This window comes from Arachidicoccus rhizosphaerae (assembly GCF_900107765.1).
Classification (GTDB): domain Bacteria; phylum Bacteroidota; class Bacteroidia; order Chitinophagales; family Chitinophagaceae; genus Arachidicoccus; species Arachidicoccus rhizosphaerae.
The window spans coordinates 281,812-307,444 of record NZ_FNQY01000001.1 but is presented as its reverse complement, the minus strand read 5'-3'; the positions used below and the strand labels follow the sequence as shown (position 1 = coordinate 307,444).

General features: G+C 46.7%; 20 protein-coding genes. 14 read left to right on the top strand and 6 right to left on the bottom strand.

The features are described 5' to 3' along the window. Positions 1 to 26 precede the first annotated feature (26 nt). Both BLU80_RS01150 and BLU80_RS01145 read right to left on the bottom strand, forming a co-directional pair. Complete coding sequence (locus BLU80_RS01150) at positions 27 to 1,052, bottom strand: DUF6624 domain-containing protein (RefSeq protein ID WP_091392306.1); 1,026 nt, start codon at positions 1,050 to 1,052, stop codon at positions 27 to 29. A 44-nt stretch (positions 1,053 to 1,096) separates the two neighbouring features. Next, positions 1,097 to 2,698, bottom strand: a complete 1,602-nt coding sequence (locus BLU80_RS01145) for a Na+/H+ antiporter (protein ID WP_091392304.1) — start codon at positions 2,696 to 2,698, stop codon at positions 1,097 to 1,099. 125 nt (positions 2,699 to 2,823) lie between these two features. Between BLU80_RS01145 and tgt the strand changes: the two genes are divergently transcribed. The 4 genes from tgt to BLU80_RS01125 all read left to right on the top strand — a co-directional run bounded on the left by tgt (position 2,824) and on the right by BLU80_RS01125 (position 5,988). Next, a complete protein-coding gene (gene tgt, locus BLU80_RS01140) occupies positions 2,824 to 3,963 on the top strand; it encodes a tRNA guanosine(34) transglycosylase Tgt (RefSeq protein WP_091392301.1) in 1,140 nt (379 codons plus the stop codon). A 200-nt stretch (positions 3,964 to 4,163) separates the two neighbouring features. After that, the gene (locus BLU80_RS01135; RefSeq protein WP_091392299.1) at positions 4,164 to 4,613 is read left to right on the top strand and encodes a Spy/CpxP family protein refolding chaperone; all 450 of its coding nucleotides are present in this window, start codon (positions 4,164 to 4,166) and stop codon (positions 4,611 to 4,613) included. 168 nt (positions 4,614 to 4,781) lie between these two features. Further along, positions 4,782 to 5,288: a hypothetical protein gene (locus BLU80_RS01130; protein WP_091392297.1), complete on the top strand. Its 507-nt coding sequence runs from the start codon at positions 4,782 to 4,784 to the stop codon at positions 5,286 to 5,288. A gap of 124 nt (positions 5,289 to 5,412) precedes the next feature. Beyond that, positions 5,413 to 5,988 (top strand): hypothetical protein, encoded by a 576-nt coding sequence (locus BLU80_RS01125; RefSeq protein WP_091392295.1) that lies wholly within the window; start codon positions 5,413 to 5,415, stop codon positions 5,986 to 5,988. 387 nt (positions 5,989 to 6,375) lie between these two features. On the opposite strand, the gene BLU80_RS01120 is transcribed toward BLU80_RS01125, so the two are convergent. The 3 genes from BLU80_RS01120 to BLU80_RS01110 all read right to left on the bottom strand — a co-directional run bounded on the left by BLU80_RS01120 (position 6,376) and on the right by BLU80_RS01110 (position 12,777). Then, entirely contained in the window at positions 6,376 to 8,319 is a 1,944-nt protein-coding gene (locus BLU80_RS01120; protein WP_091392293.1) for a SusD/RagB family nutrient-binding outer membrane lipoprotein, read from the bottom strand. Between the two features lie 19 nt (positions 8,320 to 8,338). Beyond that, positions 8,339 to 11,464: a SusC/RagA family TonB-linked outer membrane protein gene (locus tag BLU80_RS01115; protein ID WP_244518642.1), complete on the bottom strand. Its 3,126-nt coding sequence runs from the start codon at positions 11,462 to 11,464 to the stop codon at positions 8,339 to 8,341. A gap of 107 nt (positions 11,465 to 11,571) precedes the next feature. Next, complete coding sequence (locus tag BLU80_RS01110) at positions 11,572 to 12,777, bottom strand: ROK family protein (RefSeq protein ID WP_091392291.1); 1,206 nt, start codon at positions 12,775 to 12,777, stop codon at positions 11,572 to 11,574. A 177-nt stretch (positions 12,778 to 12,954) separates the two neighbouring features. On the opposite strand from BLU80_RS01110, the gene BLU80_RS19470 reads away from it, so the two are divergent. The 7 genes from BLU80_RS19470 (at position 12,955) to hemB (ending at position 19,804) form a co-directional block, all read left to right on the top strand. Further along, positions 12,955 to 13,095: a hypothetical protein gene (locus BLU80_RS19470; RefSeq protein WP_170831097.1), complete on the top strand. Its 141-nt coding sequence runs from the start codon at positions 12,955 to 12,957 to the stop codon at positions 13,093 to 13,095. Between the two features lie 418 nt (positions 13,096 to 13,513). Beyond that, positions 13,514 to 14,821, top strand: a complete 1,308-nt coding sequence (gene hemA / locus BLU80_RS01105) for a glutamyl-tRNA reductase (protein WP_091392289.1) — start codon at positions 13,514 to 13,516, stop codon at positions 14,819 to 14,821. Between the two features lie 81 nt (positions 14,822 to 14,902). After that, entirely contained in the window at positions 14,903 to 15,874 is a 972-nt protein-coding gene (gene hemC / locus BLU80_RS01100) for a hydroxymethylbilane synthase (RefSeq protein WP_091392287.1), read from the top strand. 37 nt (positions 15,875 to 15,911) lie between these two features. After that, positions 15,912 to 16,628 carry a uroporphyrinogen-III synthase gene (locus BLU80_RS01095; protein ID WP_091392285.1) on the top strand — a complete coding sequence of 239 codons (717 nt, stop codon included), beginning with the start codon at positions 15,912 to 15,914 and terminating at the stop codon, positions 16,626 to 16,628. Between the two features lie 7 nt (positions 16,629 to 16,635). Continuing rightward, a complete protein-coding gene (hemE, locus tag BLU80_RS01090; protein WP_244518640.1) occupies positions 16,636 to 17,700 on the top strand; it encodes a uroporphyrinogen decarboxylase in 1,065 nt (354 codons plus the stop codon). Between the two features lie 26 nt (positions 17,701 to 17,726). After that, a complete protein-coding gene (hemF, locus tag BLU80_RS01085) occupies positions 17,727 to 18,749 on the top strand; it encodes an oxygen-dependent coproporphyrinogen oxidase (protein WP_244518638.1) in 1,023 nt (340 codons plus the stop codon). 74 nt (positions 18,750 to 18,823) lie between these two features. Then, on the top strand, positions 18,824 to 19,804 hold the full coding sequence (gene hemB, locus BLU80_RS01080; RefSeq protein ID WP_091392283.1) for a porphobilinogen synthase: 981 nt from the start codon (positions 18,824 to 18,826) through the stop codon (positions 19,802 to 19,804). A 21-nt stretch (positions 19,805 to 19,825) separates the two neighbouring features. Here the strand turns inward: hemB and BLU80_RS01075 are convergent, their stop codons facing one another. Then, complete coding sequence (locus BLU80_RS01075) at positions 19,826 to 20,752, bottom strand: DUF3667 domain-containing protein (protein ID WP_091392281.1); 927 nt, start codon at positions 20,750 to 20,752, stop codon at positions 19,826 to 19,828. Positions 20,753 to 20,948: 196 nt separating this feature from the next. On the opposite strand from BLU80_RS01075, the gene BLU80_RS01070 reads away from it, so the two are divergent. The 3 genes from BLU80_RS01070 (at position 20,949) to BLU80_RS01060 (ending at position 25,498) form a co-directional block, all read left to right on the top strand. Beyond that, entirely contained in the window at positions 20,949 to 21,632 is a 684-nt protein-coding gene (locus tag BLU80_RS01070; RefSeq protein WP_091392278.1) for a DUF1016 N-terminal domain-containing protein, read from the top strand. A gap of 122 nt (positions 21,633 to 21,754) precedes the next feature. After that, entirely contained in the window at positions 21,755 to 23,203 is a 1,449-nt protein-coding gene (locus tag BLU80_RS01065; RefSeq protein ID WP_091392276.1) for a DUF6055 domain-containing protein, read from the top strand. Positions 23,204 to 23,269: 66 nt separating this feature from the next. Then, positions 23,270 to 25,498 (top strand): alpha-galactosidase, encoded by a 2,229-nt coding sequence (locus BLU80_RS01060; protein WP_211481703.1) that lies wholly within the window; start codon positions 23,270 to 23,272, stop codon positions 25,496 to 25,498. The last annotated feature ends 135 nt before the right edge of the window (positions 25,499 to 25,633 follow it).

The window sequence follows — 25,633 nt, the reverse complement described above, 5'->3', positions numbered from 1 at the left end:
CGCTCTTGGTATGACTGTTTTTCTCCTTAAGGTCGGCTGCTTCGTTTTAATTTTTCAAGGTCTGCCTTATAATTTTTCAATGACCAGTCAATATCAAAATCCCTGGCATAGTCTGCCATGGGTTTCATGCCCATTTCTTTTCGCCGCTGGTCCAGATGTTCGGGGTCTGCTATAGGATCTATCACATACCGATAGCTGCCCTGCCACTTGATGCGGCTCAGCTGAGAGCCGTATAATTGCTCTTTCCCCTCCTCTGACAAGATGCGGTCTATGGTGAGGGCAAGGCTGCTTTTTTTTATATCTCCTTTAGCTGCGGCCTGCTTAAGCAGGGGTAAATATTTTTTCTGAACGGCAAGGTCTGCGTGCTGGATAACAACCCACTGTGTTACGGCCGCGCTTCCCACCCGGGATTTAGACAGCCACCCGTGGCGGTTCCACAGATGTTGCAACAAGGCTAAATTAATACTGTCCTGCCGGCCTATCCGCTCCCACACCTGCTGCATCTGAGTAGACGTGTCGCCATACTTTTTCTCATAGGGCGCAATTAATATTCTGTCCCTTTGATCCAGATAAAAGATTTCGTCCAGGCTGTCTTTAAGCGCCAGGTCATAGCCTTTATCCTGATCATACCCACTTAACTTCTGACGCATTTGCAGCAAATACGCCGGCCATCTTGGATCTGTATACATGGCTTCCAGGTTATATTGGAGCTGGTAGAAACTTACCTGCGGGGCCTGGACGGCCTGAATATAATCTCCCAGCCAGATGAACGCCTGGTCCATATGGGCGGTCTGGACGGCACTGGTGATGCCGTAGTAATACAGGTCCGGGTTTACCCCGGCAGTATCCTCCAGTAGCTGACTGAAAACAACAAAGGCTGTATCAAACGAGGCTGCTGCAAAATACGTCTTCCCCTTAGCAAGGAGCGTATCGCTGGCAGGCTGGGCCCACGCCCCCCGGCTGCCTGATATAAAAAGAACCGGCAGGCTGAATAATAAAATAAATCTTCTGTATGGGTAAGAGACGGATCTTGTCCCAACGTTTTTTTTCATTACATAGATTTTAAATAAATCCCGGTGGCCGGGCTTGTTTCAATTTAAGACTCATACATTTCCATTCTAAGTCTGGTTTCCTCTACGTCCAGCTCTCTTTCTATTTTCTTTAAAATAGATTCGCTGGCTGACCCTTTCAGATGCATCTGCTGCACAGAGTTTCGCTCTACTTCCAGCAGCTCCAGCTGGACCTGCGTATATTGATTAAAAACCTGACTGGTCAGCGTTTTCCCCTGGCCAAAATAGTTGGATGGCAAGGCTGTTTTTTGCAGCCGGTTATATTTTACTTCGTATTTACTCTTGATATTATTTAGGAGCTCATCGGGCAACAGTGAATACTGTTCTTCTATTTTACCGATGGCCTCAGATACGATTTTTGTCCGGACCTCATATTCCTGGGCCACGACGGAATAGGGCTCCAGCTTCATCACTTTGATCAGCCAGGGCAAGGTAAGGCCCAGCAGCACCAGCGTGGTTAATATAACGCAGAAGGTTAAAAAGATCAGTAAGTTGCGGTGCGGGAAAATATGGCTCCCGGCAAAACTTAAAGGCAGCGCCATCGCTGCCGCCATCGATACAATACCCCGCATGCCGGACCAGCCAAACACCATCAGGTTCTTTCTCTCATAGCCCCGGTCTCCGTATATGCTGCGCCCGACCCTGTCCGGCCAGATTAAGGAAGGCAGGATCCAGACAAAACGAATCAGGATAACCAACACACTGATGGTGAGCCCATAGAGGATTAAACTGCCCTTGGAATACTGTCCGAGCCCCTGGGAGACGTTCCTTAACTGCAGGCCAATCAGAATAAAAATAAGCCCGTTGAGTATAAACATGGCTACTTCCCAGATGGCTTCTGTCATGATGCGCCCCTGATGAGAAAACAGCTTGGCTGACCTGAAAGATAAATAAAGCCCCGTCGTGACAACGGCCAGTACCCCCGAGGCCTGAAAATGTTCAGCGATCAAATAAGAGCTATAGGGCGTGAGAAAAGTAAGGGTCACATCCACCACGGGGTCGCAGCTGAACCTTTCATGGATAATGCGCATAATAAAAGCCACGGCCAGCCCAACGGCGATGCCTACGGCCGCTACATATAAAAAATTAAGCCCTGCTTCCCACCACACAAATCCGGTTGTCATTATAGCTGCCAGCGCATACCTGTAGGCGATTAAAGCACTGGCATCATTTATCAGGCTCTCTCCTTCAAGGATGGTCAGCAGCCCCGGGTGCAGCCCCAGCCCTTTTGTAACTGCCGTGGCGGATATCACATCGGGCGGAGAGATAATGGCCCCCAGCAAAAATGCCACCGGCCAGCCAAAGGACGGAATCAGGTAGTGGGCCACGACGGCTACCGCCACCGTGGTAAAGAGCACAAGTCCTATGGCCGCCAGGCTGATAGGGCGGATGGCCGCCCGAAAATCATGCCAGCTGGTATTCCAGGCGGCGCCATATAACAGCGGAGGCAGGAAGAGTAAAAAAATGATGTCCGGAGACAAGGTAAGGGTCGGCAGTCCGGGAATCAGGGAAATCAAAGTCCCGAACAGCACCAGCACAATCGGAAACGGGAAACTGAACCTTTTGCTTAACAGCCACAAAAAGGCAATCACAAAAAGTAAAATGATTATCAAAGAGATATTTTCCATTTTTTAAAATTACGATAACTTATAAAAATATGGCCCAGATTTACTTTTTTAAACCCAGGCTTCCCAGCTTCGCAACAAAGCCTTAAAGTTGGCCAAAAACTAAATTCTAGGTTTATCTTCGCGCCATGGCAACACTCCAATACAAGCTAGCAAAAAAAGACAGCGCCTCTGCAGCCAGGGCGGGAGTCATTACCACGGACCACGGTCAGATCCTGACACCTATATTTATGCCGGTCGGCACGGTAGGCAGCGTAAAAGCAGTCAATCAGCAGCAGCTGGAACATATCGTAAAAGCACAGATTATCCTGGGCAACACCTATCACCTGTATCTCAGACCCGGCACGAATATCCTGGAAAAGGCAGGCGGGCTACATCAGTTTAACGGCTGGCATCACCCCATCTTAACGGACAGCGGTGGTTATCAGGTGTTTTCTCTGGCAGGCACCCGTAAAATCAAAGAAGAAGGCGTTCTGTTTCAATCTCATATTGACGGCAGCCGGCATTTATTCTCTCCGGAAAAAGTCATGGATATCCAGCGCAGCATCGGCGCCGACATCATCATGGCTTTTGATGAATGCCCGCCGGCCGGTTGTGAATATTCCTATGCCCTTAAAAGCATGGAGCTTACGCACCGCTGGCTGGACCGCTGTATAACAAGGCTCGCTGAGACGCCTGATAAATACGGCTATACGCAGAACCTCTTCCCCATTGTTCAGGGCAGTACGTATAAAGATCTGAGAACGGCGTCTGCAGAATATATTGCGAGCAAGGGCGCCGCCGGCAATGCCATCGGCGGCCTGTCGGTGGGTGAGCCGGAGGAGGAGATGTACCGGTTTACGGATCTTTGTTGCAGCATTTTACCCGAGGACAAGCCCCGCTATTTAATGGGGGTGGGAACCCCCTGGAATATCCTGGAAGGCATATCGCTGGGGGTGGATATGTTTGATTGCGTAATGCCTACCCGAAACGGCCGCAACGGGATGCTGTTTACCACTAACGGCGTCATTAATATTAAAAATAAAAAATGGGAAGCCGACTTTTCAGCGATTGATGATGGGTTTAGCTGTGAAACAAGTAATTATTACTCAAAGGCTTACTTAAGACACTTATTTGTGGCCAAAGAACTGCTGGCCGGCCAACTGGCCAGCCTGCATAACCTGGCTTTTTATTTATGGCTGGTGGGTCAGGCCAGAGAACATATACTGGCCGGTGATTTTACCAGCTGGAAAGAACAGATGATTCCAAGATTAAAAACCAGATTATAGGAAAAAACAGGGCAGCCGCCCTGTTTTTTTATGTGAAATCTTCATAAAAACGGCCAGCTCGCCTGTTAAAACTTCCATCCTACCGAAAAGCCCTCCGGCCTGCTAAACCCCTTGAATTTATTCTCATCTTATCATGGTAAATTCGGGGTAGCAATAAAAAAAACGCTATTCAAAGATTATTTCACTAAAAATAAAAAACAATGAAAAAAATACTCTTATTCGCCTGTGGCCTGTTTTTATTCGGCATGGCCTCCAACGCGCAATCTACTGACACGGCCAGTCATGGTAACCGCCCCCGCATGGAACGCAGAGGCCCCGGCGGCCGCGGTCCGATGATGATGGGCCCCAATAAGGAACTGGCTAAAAAGCTGAACCTCACGGATGATCAGCAGACCAAGTTAAAAGCCATTAATGAAGACTTCCGCAAACAGGCTGATGGCATTAAAGGCAATACATCACTGACGGATGATCAGAAAAAAGAAGCGTTCAGAGACCTCTTTAAAAAGAACCGTGAAGCACAAAATGCCGTCTATACCGATGAACAAAAAGAAATCATCAAAAAAGACATGCAGGAACGCCGCGCACACAGAGGGGATAGAAAAGGCGGTCGTCCAGGTGGCGATAATCAGCAAACGGAATCACAGTCCTAGCAGGTTAAGCAGGTGATTGCCGGGGGAGTATATTGAGGATCAAAACAATAGCTCCGATTTAATGGTATATGTTTCCAATAATTATTCAGGGAAGCGGTGCGGTGCTCAATCAATTTTGAGGATTGCACCGCTTTTTCTATTTTTACAAGGAATTAAATGGTTTCAGGCATGAAAAAGCTCACGGCGTTACTTACGCTAGTAATGATGGTCATGTGCACCGCTGGTTTTGCACAAAAACATGATAAAAAAAGAAAAAAGGATAAATCCGGTCAGCCGACTGAAGCGCAGTTGATGGCCTTTAAGGCCAGCTATACCAAACTACTCGGCGATTCCTTACAGATTCCCAGAGAAAAACGGGACACGGTCGCTGATATGCAGGTGCAGTTTTTACTTAAAAGAATGAAGATCTCCGATGACAAATCCCTGTCTAAAGAGGATAAGGAAGTGCGCTACGGCATGCTGGAAAATGACAAATACATGCACCTGGGGGCTATTTTATCCATGGAAGAGCTCCAGCGGCTGGAAGCTTTTGAGGCGCGGCAAAAGAAAAAACAGGATGAAATGGAAAAAGAGCGCCAGGAACAATATAATCAACAGGCCGAGCAAAGGCGGGAATATAACCAGCGTTATAACCGGGGCTATGGCGGTTATGGCGGCGGCTATAACGGGTATTAACTTAAAGCAGTTCGCTTTTAAATATATTCAATTACAAGGGCCGGTATACTAAAACCGGCCCTTTGTCGTTTTTAGTATACCGCCTTTAATGGGCAGACAATTAAAAGTTTAAAAAGTTTTATAGATGAAGCGTTTATCTGTATTTTTTGTAGTCTTACTATTCGGCTGGGTAAAAGGATCCGGCGTCCGGGCACAATTTATACATGGTAACGCCTATGAACTCCCTGTCATAGCAGGAGAAGTAACTTTTATGCAAAACGATACCGCCCAGGCCCTGTATGCAGACGATTTTTATCCCATTGCCAAGGCCTGGATCAGCCAGAACTATCCCGATGCCCGGTTTGAAAAGGATAAAAAAGATAAAAGCGGCAATGACCAACTGGTGGTAACCGTCCGGTTTAAAATTGACGATCAGCACTTGCAGGCTCCCTTGTATTATCAGGGCACCCTTCATTTAAAATGGAAAGACCAGGTGATACAAATTAAACTGGACCGCTTAAGCTATACAACCGGCCAGCCAAAAGGCAAAGTCAAAAAGAACACAGGGGTGACCGATGTTTCTTTTCAGGTAAAGCAGCAGGTCCTGTCAGGAGCCGACAAACTGTATCCGCATACCTGGGATTCTTTAAATGAGTACGGCCAGGCCATGCTGGATGATTTTAGCCGGTACATTCAGACTTCTGCCAGAGAAATACTATAAGTAATCTATTAAAAATCAATAGCTTAACAGGAAACCTGCCTTGAGCTATTACTCCCTTGTTTACCGCGCCCGTTATTTTTCATGGCGCTTCTAAACCTCCCCGTCTTACAGTGGCTGCTTTTTATTCCCATATATTGAGAAACAATATGTTCCACGGGAAAAAAGAGGGAAAAACAGGGGAAAAACAATAACATAATTTATTTATTTAATTTATTAACACCTGCTAATCTAACACTTATCACATATAACAGGTGTTCCTCTAATGATTCGTTGCAGAAGTAAAATATAAATAGCTCCCCGCCTTAAAATACGAAAAAAGAAAATCCCCCTTTTCAGAACGCTCGTTCCAAAAAGGGGGATTTTACAAGTCTTAGCAGACTGTGCCCATTATTTTTGCTGTGCCCACCAAAGCGGATTTAGCATAACATCTCCGGATGTTCCCAGAAGGCCTACGGCTTGCTGGTATCCTGTCGGGTTCTGGTTGACCAGACCGGAAGGATATTTTAAGCGCTGTGGCAAAAACTGTATGCTGGAAGTAGAATAGGTGCCGTCTGTCAGCGCCGGCAGCGTGCTGATGGCCTTTTCTACGGTCGGGTTTTCAAAGAACGGCAAACCTAACCTGCGATGATCACTCCAGTTTTCCAGCGGCACCCAAGGCACCTGGGCCAGAAACTTCTGGGTAATAATCTTGCTTAAATGATCATTCTTTTTCCCGGCTTTATATAAAGCATTTTCAGCATATTTAATCTGCGCGGTGCCGGCAGTTCCTGTCAGCCCGTCTGTAAAGGTCATGGTTCTGGCCGTAGGAGGCTCGGTCGTATTATCCCAGCTAACGGAAGTTCCGTCATTGTTATAGGCCGTGGAGTTCAGGTACTCGGTCAGATAACCATCGATGCCCCAGAAATTAAAGCTGGCTTTGATACCATCTTCATAGGCTGCTTTCGCTGCCACCGGAACATCCCAGCCCCGGACGCCTGCTTCTGCTAACAGAAAATAAGTTTCCCAGGCGCCAAAGAATACTCTTTTGCCGCTGCTGTTTCTGAAATTCATATTCAGACGTGGCATCGTACCGCCATAATTCACCAGTTCGTTCAACTGATCTTTTTCACCCCAGTCTCCGTCTATGCGGGCATTAAAGGTAAAAGCGGCATTCACAGATTTTACCTTCACCAGATCCCCGCCCTGGCTCTTATAGAGGTTTCTGACGGAAGTCACGTCATAAGATCCGTTCTGGTCCGGATAGTTGCTGTTGAGCGTATCGCCGGGAATGGAATAAATAACATAAGCCCTTGGATCAATGGTTGTAGGAAGGCTGTCCAGCCAGTAACCGGCATTCGGGTCATTATTTTTTAAAGGGAAGAAATCCGTATAACGCAGGCCTAAATCATTGGCGTTTTTCTTCACATGCGTGGAAGCCACTTTAGATACCTGCTGACCGGAACCAATTCCGCCAAGGCCAATGGCCAGGTTTCTGAACGTAACGGACATCGGCTGTACGTCCCATGAACGGCTCATCACGCCGCTTAAATCGCTCCACCCGTCCACTTCCTGTACGGCAAAATTATCGCTATTGTCTGTCAATAGATCATCCAGTGATTTAGCGGCATCCTCAAATTCAGCCTGCGCTTTGGATGGATCTACTTCTGACAGACGCATCGCCAGTCTTAAACGCATGGAATTGCCGTATTTTTTCCATTTGGTGAAATCATAACCAAAGGCCGGATCTTCTTTGGCCACAGCGTCCGGAACCGTGATGGATTCGTCCAGGCTGTCTGTAGCGCCCTTTAACTCATCCAGCATGTAATAATAGACGTCTTTAACGCTGGCATACTGCGGATTGGTTCCCTGAAAGCCGTCAATAGGGATAGGCCCGAAATTATCCGTTAATTCACTCATCAGGTAAACGCGCCAGATTTTAGCGACCTGCAGCAGATCATTCGTATATTCCTTTAGATTCTCCTTGGAGGCAATACGGCTTCTGGCAATATCAATGGCTTTATTGATTTTGGTTTGCCAGCCGGCCTGCCCGTTCCAATAGTTGGAGGTCCAGCCGTCATCATAGTTGGCCACATTGACTGCACCTGCGTCAAAATCAGATACCTGACGACCGGCCGGTTCCCAGTATAATACAAAAGAACGTTCTGCAATATCCGGGTTCATCTGTGCTCCTATGATGGCATTGTTGATCAGATATTCTACCTGGACCTGATCTTCGTTGGCGGCAGTCGGATCGGTATTGACTTCATCGAATTTTTTACATGATGTCATTACTATTGAGGCCGCTGCCAGCCAACAAGTATATTTAAATGATTTTTTTATTATCGTATTCATCACTGACTTTTTTTGAGATTTAGAAACTCAGGCTAAGATTAAACATTATAGACCTTGTAGTGGGAGGCGCTGCATTTTCAAAGCCTACCGCATTGGTACCGGTGGCATACACGGATTCCGGATCGATGCCATGCATATGACTGGAAATCATCCATACATTATTACAGGACAATCCTACGCTGGCTCTTTGAATAGGGGAAGTACCCAGCCATTTACGAGGCAGGTTATAGCTTACCTGAATATTACGCAGCCGGATATTGGTGGCATCATATAAATTAGCCTCTACAATACCAATGTTACCGCTCTGTACGGCTTTCCAGTATTGCTCCGTAGTAATCTCAGTCGTATTAGCGGTATACCCGCCGGCGCCGTCATCCACGACACCGTCTACCACCATTTTGCCTCTGTTGGCAGTAATGCCTGCCGTACCGGCGGCTTCCATCGCGGCATAAGTACCAGAGAAGATTTTTCCGCCAAAGCGGCCGTCAATCAAAAAGGACAGATTAATGCCTTTATAAGAAAAATGGTTGGTCATGCCTAACAGGTAATCTGCCTGCTGGTTGCCCAGATCGCGTTTATCAGAAGTAGCCTGAGGAAGTCCGGTTCCTGATAATAATAGTTTACCGTAATCACTGCTGCTTTTATCCTCTACTCTTTTAAAAGCAGTACCATAAATTTCTCCATAATTTTTACCGGTCTCGGCCACAATGGATAAAGCATCATATCCGCCCAGCGCATAGGTGTTGGACTCATCCGTTAAAGAGATGATCTTGTTGTTGTTTTTGGAGAAGTTCACCGTCATATCCCAGTTCAGGGCATCCGGCTTGTTCAAAATGCTGGTATTTAAAATGACTTCAATACCTTCATTTTGGATATTACCGGCATTGACCATTTTGCTGGAATAACCGCTCAACGGATCCTGAGGGATCGCCAGTAATTGTCTGGTCGCATTGGTTTTGTAGTAGGAGACATCCAGACCGATTCTGCTTTGCAAAAATTTCAGTTCAGTACCGATTTCTGTTGATTTGATCAGCTCACTTCTGACGTTATCATTATAATAGGTACTACCTGTGCTGGCCGTCGTGTTTCCGTTCGGATCTTTGCCAATGCTATAGGTGTTGTACAGCTGATAAGGCTGCAGGCTGTTACCTACTTCGGCAACGGATGCACGCAGTTTACCATAAGTAAACCAGGAAGGCAGACTGCCGCCGGTTTTACGGATCATATCACTGAATACATAAGACAGGCTAAGGGAAGGATAGAAATAAGAACGGTTGTTCTTACTTAAGGTAGAAGACCAGTCATTTCTGAAGGTCCCGTCCAGGAACAGATAACCGTCATAGTTCACCTGCACCGTTCCGTACAGGGAATTAATTTTCTGGTGGCTGTAAGACTGGCTTACGCTGGGGCTGTTAACGCCATTATTCAGCACAAACAAATCAGGTACTTCCAGCGCTCCGGATCCTGAACTCAGCGCAGAAATGGTTCTGTCCATCAGATTGCCGCCTACATTCACCAGGCCGCCGAACTTACCGAAGATGTTATCTTTTTGCGCGTTGACCAGAAAACTGTAGTTGGTCTCTGTAAATGAGTTTTTACCCTGGCTGTATTGATTGGTTAAAGGACCGCCTGCATAGGTTTTTCCTTCAGTGGCGGTATTATAAATATCGGCGCCACCTTTAACCTCTGCATTCAACCAGTCATTAAACTGATATTTCAAGGATCCGTTCAGTAAGAAACGGTCTCTGGTATCACTGTTCAGATTATATTTTGCGCCCCAGTAAGGGTTCAGCTGAGATGAGGCCGGATCATACCAGATCATATCACCATACTGGTCTTTGGCCGCAGAAAAATCACGGATATCCAGCGTACGTGGCAACTGATACATAACGGCAAAGGCATTGCCTGCGTTGTCACCGCCGCTTGGACGGTTATTAGCCGTGGACTTACTATACTGAACCTTGGTGTCCAGGGTCCAGCGGTCGTCTTTACCAAACTTGCTGACCGCTCTGGTCGTTAAGTTGGTACGCTCGTATTTGGAACCAGGGAGCATGCTTTTATCATACAGCCGGTTAAAAGAAGTGTATATGGATGTCTTATTATATAACTGGGAAAAAGAAACATTGGTGCTGTTGTTAAACCCGTTATTAAAGAAATTCTTGACATTGTCATAAGCCTGCATATTAGCTGTGGAGCCATCCCATTTTTCATAGGACTGACCGGTAATCTCTGGTCCCCAGCTGGCGCTCGATGTCTTGTCGTAAGTGCCGTTATCACCCTGACCATATTTGCTTTGGATGTCGGGTTGCATAAAGACATTCTCCACCGCAAAATTTGAGGACACGGTAATACCAAGCCCATTTTGTTTATGACCGGTCTTGGTCGTAATCAAAATGACACCGTTTCCGGCTCTGGATCCGTACAGCGCGGCGGCTGCCGGCCCTTTCAGGACGCTGACGCTGGCAATGTCGTCGGCATTCAAATCAGAAAGCCCGTTACCCATATCCAGCGACGGATTCCAGTAGTCATTGGTACCGCCTCTTGGAACACCTGCGTAGTTATCAATCGGAATACCATCCACGACAATTAAGGGTTGGTTATCGCCTGTCAGAGAGTTATACCCTCTTAATACGATTTTGGTGGAACCTGCAGGGCCGTTGCTGGATTTTATCACCTGCAGACCGGCCACTTTACCAGATAACGTATTGGTGACGTTATCTTCATGGCGATCGGACAGCTCAGCTCCCTTGATTTCCTGAACACCATATCCCAGTGATTTACTCTCTCTTTTAATGCCTAAGGCTGTGACCACAACATCCGTCCCTGCCGAAGCGGCTTCATTGGGCGTCATGGTTACATTCATGGTCGTTCCGGATACGGTTTGCTCTACATCTGCAAAACCAATATAGGAGAAGACCAGTACCTCTTCGTTGGCAGCCTTGATATGGAAAGCGCCATCATCTGTGGAAAGCACTTTCGTCTGGCCTCCTTTTACAGAGACTGTCACCCCTGCTAGTGGCGTACCTTCACTGGATTTGACCACCCCGGAAACTTCCTGGGCCTGGGCAAATGCGCTGCCCCAAAGAACAAGTCCTGCCATTAAAAAGCATACTGCCCTAAGAACAACTTGTGTCGATTTTTTCATAAACACTTCTTTTGCTTTGAATAAAATTTAAAATTGGCTAATTCGTATTTCTTATAAACCCATTGTACTTGCGGCCATCATGTACCCGCATTTATTTATACACTGCCTTAATTCGCATGCTCTTTAATGATATGCGTCATCGGACAATGCTTTATATTTTCTATCACCAGTGTGGCTGCCCCGATTAACTCCGCCTCGTATCCCAGGGAGGATAATTCTATTTTTGTATTCTGAACCAGTCTTGGAATACAGAACTCATTAATCGCCTGTTGGATGGGAGCCAGCCAGATGCGTCCCGCGCCGGACATCCGGCCGCTTAATATAATTTTGCCCGGATTCAGCAGGTGCATCAAAATAGCGATGCCCCGGCCGATATTATAGGCAACAGCCGAAATAATCTCCACCACCAGCGTGTCTCCCAGTACGGCAGCATCAATAAAATGCCTGGCAATGGATTCATGGTCTGATTCATCCAAGGAAATCTTAGTCAGATAAGTAGCCCTGCCGGATCTGATTTCTGCTTTTGCCTTGCGGATCATATAGTTCAGGGAGGTCTCAGTCTCCAGACATCCTGTTTTGCCGCAACTGCAGAGTTTTCCGTTTTTAAACAAGGGAATATGGCTAAACTCTCCGGCAAACCCGTCATTACCCCGGAAAATCTTTCCTTCCAGGACCATACCCAGACCGATGCCCCAGCTCAGATTCAGGATCATGGCATTTTTTTCCTCCATCGCCTGACCATACTTAATTTCTGCAAGGGCAATGGTAGATGAGTCATTTTCAATAAAAGTGGGGTATCCGGTTTTCTCCTTGATATGGCTGACAATATTTGCCCCCATAAATGTATAGTTAGTTCCTTTCTGCGCATTGATAAAACCCGGCATGCCAATGCCTATGCCGAGGATTTTATCTTTATCCACCTTCGCCTCTTCAATGGTTTGTTCAATTGTATCAATCAGCACGTTTAAGGCCTGAAGATTATCTGCCAGGGGAAGTTCAATTTGCTTTACGGGAGTCGCCATTTTACGGTTGGCATCCATGATCACGATCCTTGTGACAAATTGATCCATCGCCACCGCCACCAGATAAAAAGTGTCCGGTATTAAAGAATGCGTCTGTGGCCGGCGGCCACCACTGGATGGGGCCAACCCCTTTTCCACTAAGACGCTGTCCTCTACCAACTCGGCCACCAGTTTCATGGTCAGTGAATGGCTCTTGCCAATCTGCTCACTGATTTCTGAAAATGAGAGGCCATCAGTCAGAAAAAGACTCTTTATGATGTTCTTCTTGTTTAAAACGGTTTTATTGGACATCTACCTTTGGTTTAAACCATCGTTTAAAGGATAAAAGTAGAACAACCTTTTTGTTTTTTTAGATAAGTATTGTACTTTTTTTAAAGAAAATTTTTAATTCCTTTACAATTTAATAATAATTAAGGCCTTATAAATTATGTTATACTTTATAATTTCTCATAAATTTTCAGAAAGTCCATGAAAAAACCGTTAGTTTATGATCGTTTGTTTGGTTTTAAGAAAGACTTACGGCAGCATTTTGATGATTTGGAAAAGGACTTTTGTTCCATTGCGGCTATTTTGCGTAGGAATAAAAATACCCTGCACCCGGACTCTTAGCTGTAACGATTGAAAAATGTGTGTGCATACGGTTCCTTAGGTAATACCATCCGTCTTCTTAATTAATATAGAGCGGTAACCCGGAGCCGGGATGGATTTTTAAGTGACAGAGGCTGCAATTCACCGGTGATAGGTAAACTCATCGATAAAAAAAGTTTGACATAAATAAAATCAATAAATGAGCAAACCCCTTATAAACAGTTAATTATCAAGGCTAATAGAAAAGTTGTCATTTTAAATATGACACTTGCATGACCAAATACATTTTTTTTCGAGATTGCCTCTAAGTACCTTTGCCCTGTGAAATTCTGTGGTATTAAAATTTGTAATCATTTGTTCTCTCAGGCCTCTAACGAAAGCAGTAAGGACCGCTAATACACAGAAACCACCATTTATAAAACAGTGTACCCCATTGACAATGGAAATCGAACAGTTTCATATAGTTGGCATAAATTATAAAAAGACAGATACATCAATCAGAGGGCAGTTTGCTTTAAGCAACGAAGGGTACGCCAATCTATTATTGAAAGCACAGGCGCTGGGTATCAACAGTTTATTTGTCTTATCTACCTGTAACCGCACCGAAATCTATGGGATCGCCCCCACGGAAGAACTGCTGACCCAACTGCTCTGTTCACAAACCCAGGGGGATATCGACACGTTTAAATCCCTGGCCTACCATAAAACCGGTGCAGCCGCTATTGAACACTATTTTCATGTATCCTGTGGCCTGGATTCCCAGATTCTGGGGGATTATGAAATCGTCGGCCAGATCAAACAGGCCGTTAAATTTGCAAAAGCACATAACTGTATCAATGCCTTTTTGGAAAGACTGTCCAATACGGCCTTCCAGACCTCTAAAGCCATTAAGAACCAGACGGAACTCAGTGGCGGAACGGTATCTGTCGCTTTTGCGGCCATCCAGTTTTTAAGATTACACTGTACGGATATCAGCGAAAAGAAATTTGTTTTAATCGGAACCGGAAAAATCGGCCATAATACCTGTAAAAATCTGATTGATTATCTGGGTGCTAAAGATATTACCCTGATCAACAGAAGCCAGGCAAAGGCGCAGGTAATTGCTGATGAGCTGGGCCTGCAAACAAGGCCTTTTGAGCAGCTGCAGCAAACAGCCGCCCAGGCGGATATTGTGATTGTCGCCACCAATGCGCCACAGCCTATTTTATTTAAAACCGACCTGGAATCCGAAGGCAAAAAAATATTAATTGATCTGTCGGTTCCTCACAATATTGACCTGTCGGTTAAAACCAGGCCTCATACCATTGTGGTGAATGTGGATGATCTATCCAAACTGGGAGATGCCACCCTTAAAAGCAGGCAGGCAGAAATCCCTAAGGCACTCCAAATCATAGATGAATACCTGGAGGAGTTCAAAGACTGGTATCAGATGCGCAAAAATGTGCCCATTATCCGGGCCGCCAAGCAGTCTCTGATGGATATTCATCACTGTTCCTGGTTTCAGTCCCTGCAGGCCGACAATAGTATTAACCCGCAACAACAGGAGGATGCCATAAAATCCGCCATTAAAAACCTGGCCGTTAAAATGCGTAGTCAGGAGCAGACCCCGGGATGCGCCTATATTGAGACCTTACATGACTTTTTATCCAGCACCGCGGTAAGCTCACAAAGCATAAGCGCGGTCAGTCAGGATGATTTTAAACCGGCGGGTAAAAAAGACAATCCGGAAGCGCTCCCTTCCCTGTAAACCGAGACGGATATGGCAGCCATGCAGCGAAACAGGGCGTCCCGCATATCCGCAAATACATTCAACTTATAAAGATCTAACATGTGTTCCAAACGGATTTTAAAAATAGGTACCAGAGATAGTAAACTTGCACTTTGGCAGGCCAACACCGTAAAATCCCTGTTAGAACAACTTGGCATCACCACCGAACTGGTCGCCGTTAAAAGCGAAGGCGACCTGGACCTGGTCACACCTTTATATGCCATGGGCGTTCAGGGCGTTTTTACCAAAACGCTGGACGCTTATCTGTTAAGCCACAAAATTGACGTGGTCGTCCACTCTTTTAAGGATGTCCCCACCCAGCTGGCACAGGGCATCAGTCAGGGCGCTGTTTTACCAAGGGCCAGCGCGGGAGATTTACTGGTATTTAAGGATCCCGCTTTTGCAGCGGCTTTTTTAGCCGGGGAAGATAAAAGCCTGACGGGCAAGGTAGCCACGGGATCCGTACGTCGCACAGCACAGATACTGGAGAAATTTCCGCAAATACAAATAGAAAACCTGCGGGGCAACGTACAAACCCGCATGCAAAAACTTCATGACAATGACTGGGACGCAGCTATATTTGCCGCGGCCGGCCTGGAAAGGATCGCTGAGCGGCCGGAGCAGGCCAGCGAGATCCCCTGGATGCTTCCCGCCCCCGCCCAGGGCGCCATTGTCGTTGTGGCAAGAACAGACGACCCGGAGGCTTTATCTTTAATTGCCCCCTTAAATGATCCCGACACCGCCACGGCGGCCGGCATCGAAAGAGATTTTCTTAGCACACTTATGGGTGGCTGTTCTACGCCTATTAGCGCTTATGCCACGGTTGAGAACGGACAGATCCGTTTTCAGGGAAGCATTTTATCTTTAGACGGTAAGCAAAAATATACAACGTCCCGGCAGGCGGCGCTGTCTGAACATACAAGGCTGGGGGCCCATGCTGCAAAAGATCTTTTACAACAGGGGGCTGACAATATTGTTCAGCAAATCCGGACAGATATCCCGGATAAAATGAAACAACCGGCAAAAGATTAGGCAATCTGATTCACTCACCCTAAAAGCACCTCGCGTTATGCATACCATCATTTCCACGGCAGCGCTTTGTATAGAAGGAGACCTAAACTGGGACTTTGGATTTAAGCTATATACGATTCCCATCATATCCAAGGAACTTTCTTATGATAGCGAGGTGGAAAATAAAATATATGAGTTAAGCAGAACGGCTGTTAACGCTTTTTTTACCAGTGAAATGGCTGTCAGAGCCGTTTTTGAAAGACTGGAGACCAGCCCTGACTGGAGGATCTATTGCCTGAGCGGTAAAACAAAGCAAACCTTGCTGCAGTTTATTGACGCTTCCTTAATAGAGCGTACCGCCCCCAACAGCACAGCGCTTTCAAAACTGATCCAGGCAGACAGTAAGCCCCTTTTGGACAGGCCCGCTGTCTTTTTCTGTGGCGATAAAAGAATGCCGACTTTACCCGCCACCTGCCGGGAGCTCCATATCCCGCTGGAAGAAGTCATCTGCTATAAAACCATTTGCATCCCTAATAATATCGGCGGAGACCTGGCAGGCATTTTATTTTTCAGCCCCTCGGCCGTTTCCTGTTATTTTAACCATAACCCCCCGCTAAAGGATTTCACCGTATTATTTGCCATCGGAGAGACAACGGCTACCGCCATCCGGGCCTTTTCTCCCAATAAGGTAATTGTGGCCCCCGAGCCCAGCAAGGAAGCCCTTTTAGAGGAGGTGAAAAAATATTTTGAAGACTTACAAAAAAAAGAAGCCTAATTATTCAATGATGACTACTGATACACTTAATCATTCGACTACATTAAAAAATGATCTGATCCTAAGAGCATTAAAAGGGGAACCTACGGACCGTTTTCCGGTCTGGATGATGCGTCAGGCGGGAAGATACCTGCCTGAGTATATTGCCCTTAGAAATAAATACTCCTTTTTTGAACGGGTGCAGACGCCTGAACTGGCGGCCGAGATCACCCTGCAACCGGTAGATATCATCGGAGTGGATGCGGCTATTTTGTTCTCAGACATCCTGGTGATTCCACAGGCGATGGGACTGGAAGTGCAGCTCGTGAAAAAACAGGGGCCTTTACTGCCGGATCCTATTAAAACACCCAAAGACCTGAACCGCATCGTGGTGCCGGATGTGCAGGAAAAGCTGGGTTATGTTACCAGTGCCATCAAACTGATAAAAAATGAATTAAACGGGCGGGTGCCTTTGATCGGGTTTGCCGGTGCTCCCTGGACCTTACTGTGTTATATGGTGCAGGGCAAAGGCTCTAAAACATTTGATGAGGCTAAAGCCTTTTGTTTCCAGCAACCGGAACTGGCCACACAGCTGCTTCAGATGATTACCGACAGTACCATTTTATACCTCAAAGCACAGATTGAAGCAGGTGTTGATCTGGTTCAGATATTTGACAGCTGGGGCGGCCTGCTGAGTAAAGAGGATTTTGAGACCTGGTCGCTTCCTTATTTAAAACAGATCACTGCGGCGGTGAAAGATCTGGCACCGGTTATATTATTTGCCAAAGGGGCCTGGCAATCGCTGCCTGACATGGCAGCCACCGGCGCCAGCGGCCTGGGGATCGACTGGTGCATTCAGGCAGATACGGCCAGACAGCTCGCGGGCAAAAACATTGCCCTGCAAGGTAATTTTGATCCGGCTAAGTTATTGCTTCCCCTCCCGCAACTAAAAAATGAGGTCGAAAAAATGCTGACCGGTTTTGGCAACGACCCATGGATCGCCAACCTGGGACATGGCATTTTACCGAGTATCCCGGTGGAAAATGCGAGGACCTTTGTTCAGACCGTACAGGGGTTTTCCCGCAATCAGTAAAACAGGATTTGTCAAAGTGTCGGTATATGATGGAAATGAAAGCATTTAAATTAGCAGAGGTCCCCGCAGAGATGGGGCCATCCGCGGACGGTTTCAGGGAACGCTGGTGTGCGTTTATTCTGTCCCTGCAAAATAATATCTGTGCTGCGCTGGAAAAAGTGGACGGACTGGCCAGGTTTACAGATGAGCAGTGGGCACGGGGAGCAGAAGCAGGACAAAGCAAAGAAAGTCCCGGCCAGGGCGGCGGCAGAACGCGTATTATCACCAGCGGTCATGTCTTTGAAAAAGGCGGCGTGAATACTTCTATCGTGCACGGCCAGGTAACTGAGGCCATGCGCCAGGGACTGGGCATGGACGGAGACCGGTGGTTTGCAGCCGGCATCAGCCTGGTCATCCATCCCGCCAACCCTTTCGTTGCGACAACACATGCCAACTGGCGTTATTTTGAGCTGTATGACGCTGACGGCCGGGTGATACAAAGATGGTTTGGCGGCGGCGCCGACCTGACACCCTATTATTTATTCGAGCAGGATGCCCGTCATTTTCATGGCTGTTTTAAAACAGCCATGGACCCTTTTGGCTCTCAGTTATACCCTGCCTATAAAAACTGGTGTGACCAGTATTTTAATAATAAACACAGAGGCTTTGAGATGCGGGGCATCGGTGGCGTTTTTTACGACCACCTGGTCCCCGGTCAGTCCGGCCAGGAGCATCCGGTCGCTTTTTCACTCGAAAAGGCTTTTGATTTTCAAAGAGCGGTGGCGGAGCAGTTTATTCCAGCTTACATACCCATTGTTGAAAAAAGAGCGGCGACACCTTTCACGGAAAAAAACACCTACTGGCAACAGATCAGAAGGGGCCGTTATGTGGAATTTAACCTGATTCATGACAGGGGCACTTTATTTGGTCTGAAGACCAACGGCAGAACGGAAAGTATCTTAATGAGTCTGCCGCCCCAGGTTCGCTTTGATTATAATTTTCAGCCGGAGCCCGGCTCTGAGGAGCAAAAGCTACTGGACGCCTGCCGGCACCCTAAAGACTGGGCATAAAAGAAAGAAACAATTTTCCGGGCCCGGTGTTATTAAAAGCGCTCCCAGCCCGGATCACCATAAATACAAGTGATATGTACTTACAAAGAAGAAACAGAATTACCAGACGCACTGCAGCCATTCGCAGCCTGGTAGCAGAGACCGTTCTCACCCCTAATGATTTTATTCTACCCATATTTATCCAGGAAGGCAAGGATAGCATTCATGAGATTGCTTCCATGCCGGGCTATTACCGCAGAACGCTGGATAAAACGATCCAGGAAGTGCGGGAGCTCTGGAGCCTGGGCATCAAAAGTGTTTTATTATTTGTCAAAAGCGATGACAGCACCAAAGACAATACCGGCAAAGAAAGCTGGAACCCGGACGGTTTAATGCAAAGAACCATTAAAGCCATTAAAGATGCCGTTCCGGAAATGATCGTTATGACCGACGTGGCGCTGGATCCTTATTCTGAATATGGCCACGATGGGATTGTGGATGTAAAGACCGGGTACATCCTCAATGATGAAACCGTAGAGGCGCTCACAAAGATGAGCCTCTCACATGCCGAGGCGGGCGCTGATTTTATAGCACCCAGTGATATGATGGACGGCCGCATCGGCGCCTTCAGAAAAGCTCTGGAAGAAAACGGACATACGGGCGTTGGTATTCTTTCCTACAGCGCTAAATATGCCAGTTGCTTTTACGGACCTTTCAGAGATGCGCTGGACAGCGCACCGGGTTTTGGCGATAAAAAAACCTATCAGATGGACTATGCCAACCGCATCGAAGCCCTCAATGAAACCCTTCAGGATATAGAGCAGGGGGCTGACATCGTTATGGTAAAGCCTGCGATGGCTTATTTGGATATCATCAGAGAAATTAAAAATGCGGTGACGGTTCCGGTCAGCGCCTACCATGTCAGCGGTGAATATGCCATGATTAAAGCGGCCGCTAAAATGGGGTGGCTGGATGAACAAAAAACCGTGCTGGAAAGCCTGACTTCCATTAAAAGAGCGGGGGCGGATCTGATCGCCACTTATTTTGCCAAAGATGTCGCTCAGCTGCTGGGTTAGCAGGCGCCCGCTGCTCGGGATTTAATGTCCCAGCGCAAACAGGAGCCATAGTCCAAGCACGATCAGTCCCATTAAAGCGATAAAATACAAGGCGGCTGTTCCAAGTCCTACTAATACGGATCCCATCCAGCCGCTTTTATATACCCGGTTGATTGCGATGATATAGTATATAAAGCAAATCAGTAAGATGAAATTGCTGATGAGTCCCTGTAGCCCGGGGAAAGGATTCATCAACCCGATCAGACAAAGAATAAAAACAAAACTGTGGATATGCAGGGCAAAAACAGCGTGGTCCACAAAATAGAACTGCTTTTGCCGTATTAAAAACAACTTCAGTAAAGCGGCCAGCAGCGGAATCATAAAGAAAAACAACTTCGGCATTGCATGCAAGATCTTTTCTTTGAATGCTTCCGGATGCGCGCGTAAATCACTCAGCAGCCCGTCCCCCACTCTGCCAACATACCGGTCTGCAGCCTTCAGGGAATCACCTTTGGCCGCGGCAGCTTTAACCAGAGACTGCTCAATAGAACCGTTTGCCAGCGAATCCTTACCCTCAAGCTTTTCTATATGAGACTTTGCTGCCCCTTCACTATTTATGTGTACCACATGCTGCTGGAACACGGGCAGCAATAAGAAAAATATGATGCTCACAAAGATATACAGGGAGATAGGCGGGATATAGCGTTGTCTTTTTTTCTCCTGATAGGCAACCGTAAGTTTCCCGGGCGCAAAGACAAGCGCCTTTAACGTCTGCCAGAACTTACTGTCGTAATGGAAATAATGAGCCGCAAAATGGCTGATCAGCCCCCAGAAAGTGTCTTTATGCAGATGCGTCTGCTGGCCGCACTGTGCACAGTAATTCCCAGAGGTGGCAAAACCGCAGTTGGGACAAGTTTTCTTATCTGATTCGGGCTGACTTTCAGGGGTAAGAGCGGAAGGAGGGTTCATGAAGTTGCTTATCTATTGAATGATTCTATTTGCAAAGCAAAGTACAAACATATAAAAAATATTACATTTTAAGGCAGATTAAGTATTCCTTGATAATCAAGGGGCATTTCTTTTGAAAGTTTAAATTGGGCAAAATTTGAAATCCACTAATTTAGACGAAGAACCATTTATAATTATTTACCACACCTTTTAAAAAATGATGGATGAGAAAAAAATTAAAAATATTCAGGACGGAGGTTTATATGATGAAATACTGCAACAGGCTGTTGCAGAAATTAAGTCAGGACGGAACAATATTGCTCGACAAGTAAATGCCACAGCTATTGGTGTCTATTGGAATATTGGGAAATTGCTTTCAGAAAGGAAAATAGAAAAAGGGCACGGAGCAGGGGTCGTTAACCGCCTCTCAATTGACTTGAAAGCGGAGTTTCCGGAAATGGGCCTCTCTTCTCGTAATCTTTGGGAAATGAAACGATTTTACGAACGTTATAAGCAAGCAGATCCAAAACTGCAACAAGCTGTTGCAGTTTTGCCATGGGGACATAATATACTATTACTCAATAAGATAAATGCAAATGATGAAGCTTATTGGTATGCAAAGAAGTCCATAGAACTTGGTTGGAGTCGCAACATACTCCTTAACTATCTGAAAGCCGATAGCTACCACAATGAGACTGATTTACCCAAATCGCACAATTTTAAGAAGGTTCTGCCAGAAATACTGGCAGAACAGGCTGAGGATATGCTCAAAGCCAGCTATAATCTCGCTTTTCTTGGATTAACGAAATCTGTAAAGGAAAGAGAACTTGAGCAGCGTCTCAGCTCGTCCATATTTAACCAAAGCTGCTTTGATTTTAACCGCTTGACTGCTTATTGCTAAATTTTGCTTTTTATTGCTATTTATTCATTGATGGTGATGGCTTACTCCTGCCTAAAAGAGGATTATTTTGCTATTTATTGATGTGGCGTCTGCTTCGTTAAGGTTTTAAAATATAATTGCATATGCGTTTTCATCTTTCATATTTCAATCCAGATCCCAACTCCAATTCTAATCCTAGACGCATGCTACGGCCTGCAGGGTGCCTGATTCATAGGCTATTTTGCCTCCTGTTATTACTGTCTACGTCCCGGCTGCCGGCTCAAAACGTCCACCATAAGCCCTTTGAAACCCCGTCCGACAAGGCGGTGCGAATCCCGGCCCATCTGAACACCGTGCCGGATCAAAATGATTTTAAGGACAGTTCCAGCGAGTACTGTTACCAGCGCAGCATCCAAGGGCCGGATATTATCATTTTCTGGTCCAAAGAGTACGGACAAAATCCCATGGAAAACAAAGATACCTCCAGGCGCTTTGACGTCCATAGAGCGCTTCAGGAGTGTGAGCGCTTCTATAGATTCTATGTGGACAGTTTGCAGATGGTAAAGTCCGCTGCAGGAGTGGCCAGCAAATACAAAATCATTTTTCTGGTCGTAGGCGGCGCGGATAATACCGCCTACGGCTGGGGCGAGGACAGCGTGGGGGTATTATGGACGCCGGCATCCAGAATGAGCCAGTACCCTTATGGCGTATTGGCCCATGAGCTGGGCCACGCCTTTCAATATCTGGCCTCCCTGGATTATGGGGGCCGGCTGGATGGCCCCATTACAGAAATGGCGGCTCAATACATGCTCTGGCAGGTCTATCCGGACTGGCTGCATTTTGAGAACTACCACCTGCAGGGTTTTTTAAAACAGACCAACCTGGCTTTTGAGCATCCGGCCAATATGTATCATAGCCCTTTTGTGCTGGAATACTGGTCAGAGAAATATGGCAGGACCTTTTATAGTAGGCTGCTGCACCAGGCTATAGCAGCAGAAGATATTGTCACCGTCTTTAAACGCCTGAAAAACATGGATGATCAGGCTTTTGCCACGGATATGTTTGAAGGGGTTCGCCGTTTTATTACCTGGGACTTTGCAAGGATCCATCAGCTGGCACTGCCTTATGTGGGCCAGCAGGACACAAAAATGGATAGCCTCGCCGGTGGCTGGTATCAGCCGGACAAGGCCAGTATCCCCCAGAATTACGGGTATAACGCGATTCGGCTGACCCTTCCAGCGGGCACGGAGGGCAAAGTGAGCGTTGACTTTAAGGGCCTGGTCGCTTCAGCCCTGGACAGCGCCACCCACGAGCGGGTGACTGCCGGCTGGCGCTACGGGTTTGTCGCTTTACATAAAAACGGCAGGACATCCTACAGCAAAACAGCCGCCAACAGCGAGGGCCGTCTGCAATACACGGTTTCTCAAAACACAACGGACCTTTGGCTGGTGGTTATGGGCGCCCCGGGTAAAGATATCCCGCTTCGGTGGCAGTCTCAAAAAGACACGAATACGTATTTTCAGTGGCCATACCGGATCAGATTATCTGGTTGTACCGTCCATAGATTTACGGATGCTTCTGATCAAAAGTAATACCTGAAATTTCACCGTAACTTTACCCTCTTGTTTAAATAAAGCATTTCCATAAATTATTGATTCATGAACAAGTTCCATAGATATTTCTCCTTTATCCTTATTCTGGTAACCATGACAGCCCTCCACCATACCTCCCTGGCACAAAATGCAGCCCATCTGCCCAAAGTGGAAAACATCGCTATAACCACCTCCCATACCGCCCTGGTGTATCAGGTGGACACGAGCCGGCAGCTGCAACAGATTTATCTGGGAACAAAACTGGGCCATAAGGATAGCTACCGGGATGTCAATCCGGATTTCAGAAATGAGAACCCGACCCTTGCCATGGGATTTCCGACGGGCGGAGCCACCTATTTAAACGAGCCCGCCATTGAGGTCCGCCACAGCGATGGTAACAGGTCGCTGGTCTTAAATGTAGAGGATATTCAAACGAAAAAATTAAGTGATAATGTCACCCGGACGGATATTCTGATGAAAGATCCGGCCTACCCTTTCTGGGTTACCCTTCATTTTGAGAGTTATCGGAAAGAAGATATCATCAGCTGCTGGACCACTATCCGTCATCAGGAGAAAGGCAGCGTAACCCTGGACCGGTTTGCCTCGGCTTTTATTAATATTAACTGGGATAAGACCTACCTCACTCATTTTTACGGTGAATACGAGAAGGAAATGGAAATGAATACTGCCCGGTTACAACCTGGTATATTTTCCATTCAGTCAAAACTGGGGGTGCGCACTGCCTGTAACTATAATCCCTCTTTTTTCATTGCGCCGCAAAAGCAGGTCTCAGAAAATGAAGGTGAGGTATTTGCCGGCACCCTGGCCTATAGCGGCAATTTTAATATCCAGTTTGAGCAGCTAAAGCTCAATATTGACATGGGAAACTCCCTTAGAATCATTCCCGGCATCAACGCCTACGCCTCTGCGTATACCCTGGCCCCTGAGCAAATATTTGAGACCCCGAAATTTATATTTTCCTATACCCGCCATGGGCTGGGCCAGATCAGCCGTAATTTTCATCACTGGGCAGTGGATTATGGCATTTATAACGGTCACCAGCGAAGGTTAACCCTGCTCAATAACTGGGAGGCTACTTATTTTGATTACAATCAGGATAAGCTGGTCGGCCTGTTTGACGGGGCTAAAAAACTGGGGGTGGACCTGTTTTTACTCGATGACGGATGGTTTGGCAATAAATACCCCAGAAACAGCTCCTATGCAGGCCTTGGCGACTGGCAGGCCAATAAGAAAAAACTACCCGGAGGCATTGGCTATCTGGCCAGCCAGGCAACCCAGAAAGGCTTAAAATTCGGGATCTGGATTGAACCGGAAATGGTCAACCCCTCCAGTGAGCTCTATTTAAAGCATCCGGACTGGGTCCTTGCAGCACCCAACCGGCCGCAGCATTTATACCGGACCCAGCTGGTGCTGGATTTAATTAATCCGGCCGTGCAGGACTTTGTATTCGGGGTAATAGATTCCCTGATGCAGGACGCGCCTTCCATCAGTTATATGAAATGGGACTGTAACCGCTCCATGGATAATGCCTTTAGTCCCTATCTGGGTAAAGACCAAAGCGGATTATACATTAAATACACGGAGGCCTATTATAAAGTGCTGGACAGGATCCGTAAGAAATATCCCAACTTAGAAATGATGCTGTGCGCCAGTGGCGGCGGAAGAGTGGAATACGGTGCTTTAAAATATTTTCAGGAATTCTGGCCCAGCGATAATACCTATCCGGTGGACAGGATCCGTTTACAATGGGCGACTTCTGTATTCTATCCTTCTTTAGCCATCTGCGCCCATGTGACGGCTGCAGGCGACCAGTCTTTGAAATATAAAATTGATGTGGCCATGTCTGAAAAACTGGGATTCGATGTGGATGTCAGCAAGCTAACTTCCGCAGAACTTAGCCAGGCCAGACAAAGCGTGGATAATTACCATAAATACCAGATGATCATTAATTACGGAGACCTTTACCGGCTTATCTCTCCCTATGAGACAAATTTCTCTTCTCTGATGTATGTGGATAGTGCCAAAAATAAAGCGGTCCTTTTTGCCTACAGCATGGAGACCCTCCAACAGGACTCCTGGCCTGCCTGGAAACTGACGGGTCTGGATCCCGATAAAAATTATAAAATCCGGGAAATCAACATCCCTGAAGGCGGCCAGCCGCAGTTCAGGGAAAACGACCAGGTCTTTAGCGGAGACCAGCTGATTCACCAGGGATTAAAATGGTTTTTAAAGAAAAAAGAACAGAGCGCCGTATTGATCCTGGAGGCTGTTTAACCGGTTCCCGGGAACCAGGCATTCAGGTTGTAAATATTTAACGCAGACGTTTGCTCTCACCGGGTCTAAATATTTCTGATATCGGCTAACATATGTTACTTTTGTGCCCGGTCAGCCCTGTTAAAAGCTGATCCC

Coding starts and splice junctions, on each gene's coding strand:
- hemA (WP_091392289.1), top strand. CDS start 13,514: ATGGAAATCGAACAGTTTCATATAGTTGGCATAAATTATAAAAAGACA.
- BLU80_RS01115 (WP_244518642.1), bottom strand. CDS start 11,464: ATGAAAAAATCGACACAAGTTGTTCTTAGGGCAGTATGCTTTTTAATG.
- BLU80_RS01065 (WP_091392276.1), top strand. CDS start 21,755: ATGCGTTTTCATCTTTCATATTTCAATCCAGATCCCAACTCCAATTCT.
- BLU80_RS01060 (WP_211481703.1), top strand. CDS start 23,270: ATGAACAAGTTCCATAGATATTTCTCCTTTATCCTTATTCTGGTAACC.
- BLU80_RS01120 (WP_091392293.1), bottom strand. CDS start 8,319: ATGAATACGATAATAAAAAAATCATTTAAATATACTTGTTGGCTGGCA.
- tgt (WP_091392301.1), top strand. CDS start 2,824: ATGGCAACACTCCAATACAAGCTAGCAAAAAAAGACAGCGCCTCTGCA.
- hemC (WP_091392287.1), top strand. CDS start 14,903: ATGTGTTCCAAACGGATTTTAAAAATAGGTACCAGAGATAGTAAACTT.
- hemF (WP_244518638.1), top strand. CDS start 17,727: ATGATGGAAATGAAAGCATTTAAATTAGCAGAGGTCCCCGCAGAGATG.
- BLU80_RS01135 (WP_091392299.1), top strand. CDS start 4,164: ATGAAAAAAATACTCTTATTCGCCTGTGGCCTGTTTTTATTCGGCATG.
- hemE (WP_244518640.1), top strand. CDS start 16,636: ATGATGACTACTGATACACTTAATCATTCGACTACATTAAAAAATGAT.
- BLU80_RS01110 (WP_091392291.1), bottom strand. CDS start 12,777: ATGTCCAATAAAACCGTTTTAAACAAGAAGAACATCATAAAGAGTCTT.
- BLU80_RS01150 (WP_091392306.1), bottom strand. CDS start 1,052: ATGAAAAAAAACGTTGGGACAAGATCCGTCTCTTACCCATACAGAAGA.
- hemB (WP_091392283.1), top strand. CDS start 18,824: ATGTACTTACAAAGAAGAAACAGAATTACCAGACGCACTGCAGCCATT.
- BLU80_RS01075 (WP_091392281.1), bottom strand. CDS start 20,752: ATGAACCCTCCTTCCGCTCTTACCCCTGAAAGTCAGCCCGAATCAGAT.
- BLU80_RS01070 (WP_091392278.1), top strand. CDS start 20,949: ATGATGGATGAGAAAAAAATTAAAAATATTCAGGACGGAGGTTTATAT.
- BLU80_RS01125 (WP_091392295.1), top strand. CDS start 5,413: ATGAAGCGTTTATCTGTATTTTTTGTAGTCTTACTATTCGGCTGGGTA.
- BLU80_RS01145 (WP_091392304.1), bottom strand. CDS start 2,698: ATGGAAAATATCTCTTTGATAATCATTTTACTTTTTGTGATTGCCTTT.
- BLU80_RS01095 (WP_091392285.1), top strand. CDS start 15,912: ATGCATACCATCATTTCCACGGCAGCGCTTTGTATAGAAGGAGACCTA.
- BLU80_RS19470 (WP_170831097.1), top strand. CDS start 12,955: ATGAAAAAACCGTTAGTTTATGATCGTTTGTTTGGTTTTAAGAAAGAC.
- BLU80_RS01130 (WP_091392297.1), top strand. CDS start 4,782: ATGAAAAAGCTCACGGCGTTACTTACGCTAGTAATGATGGTCATGTGC.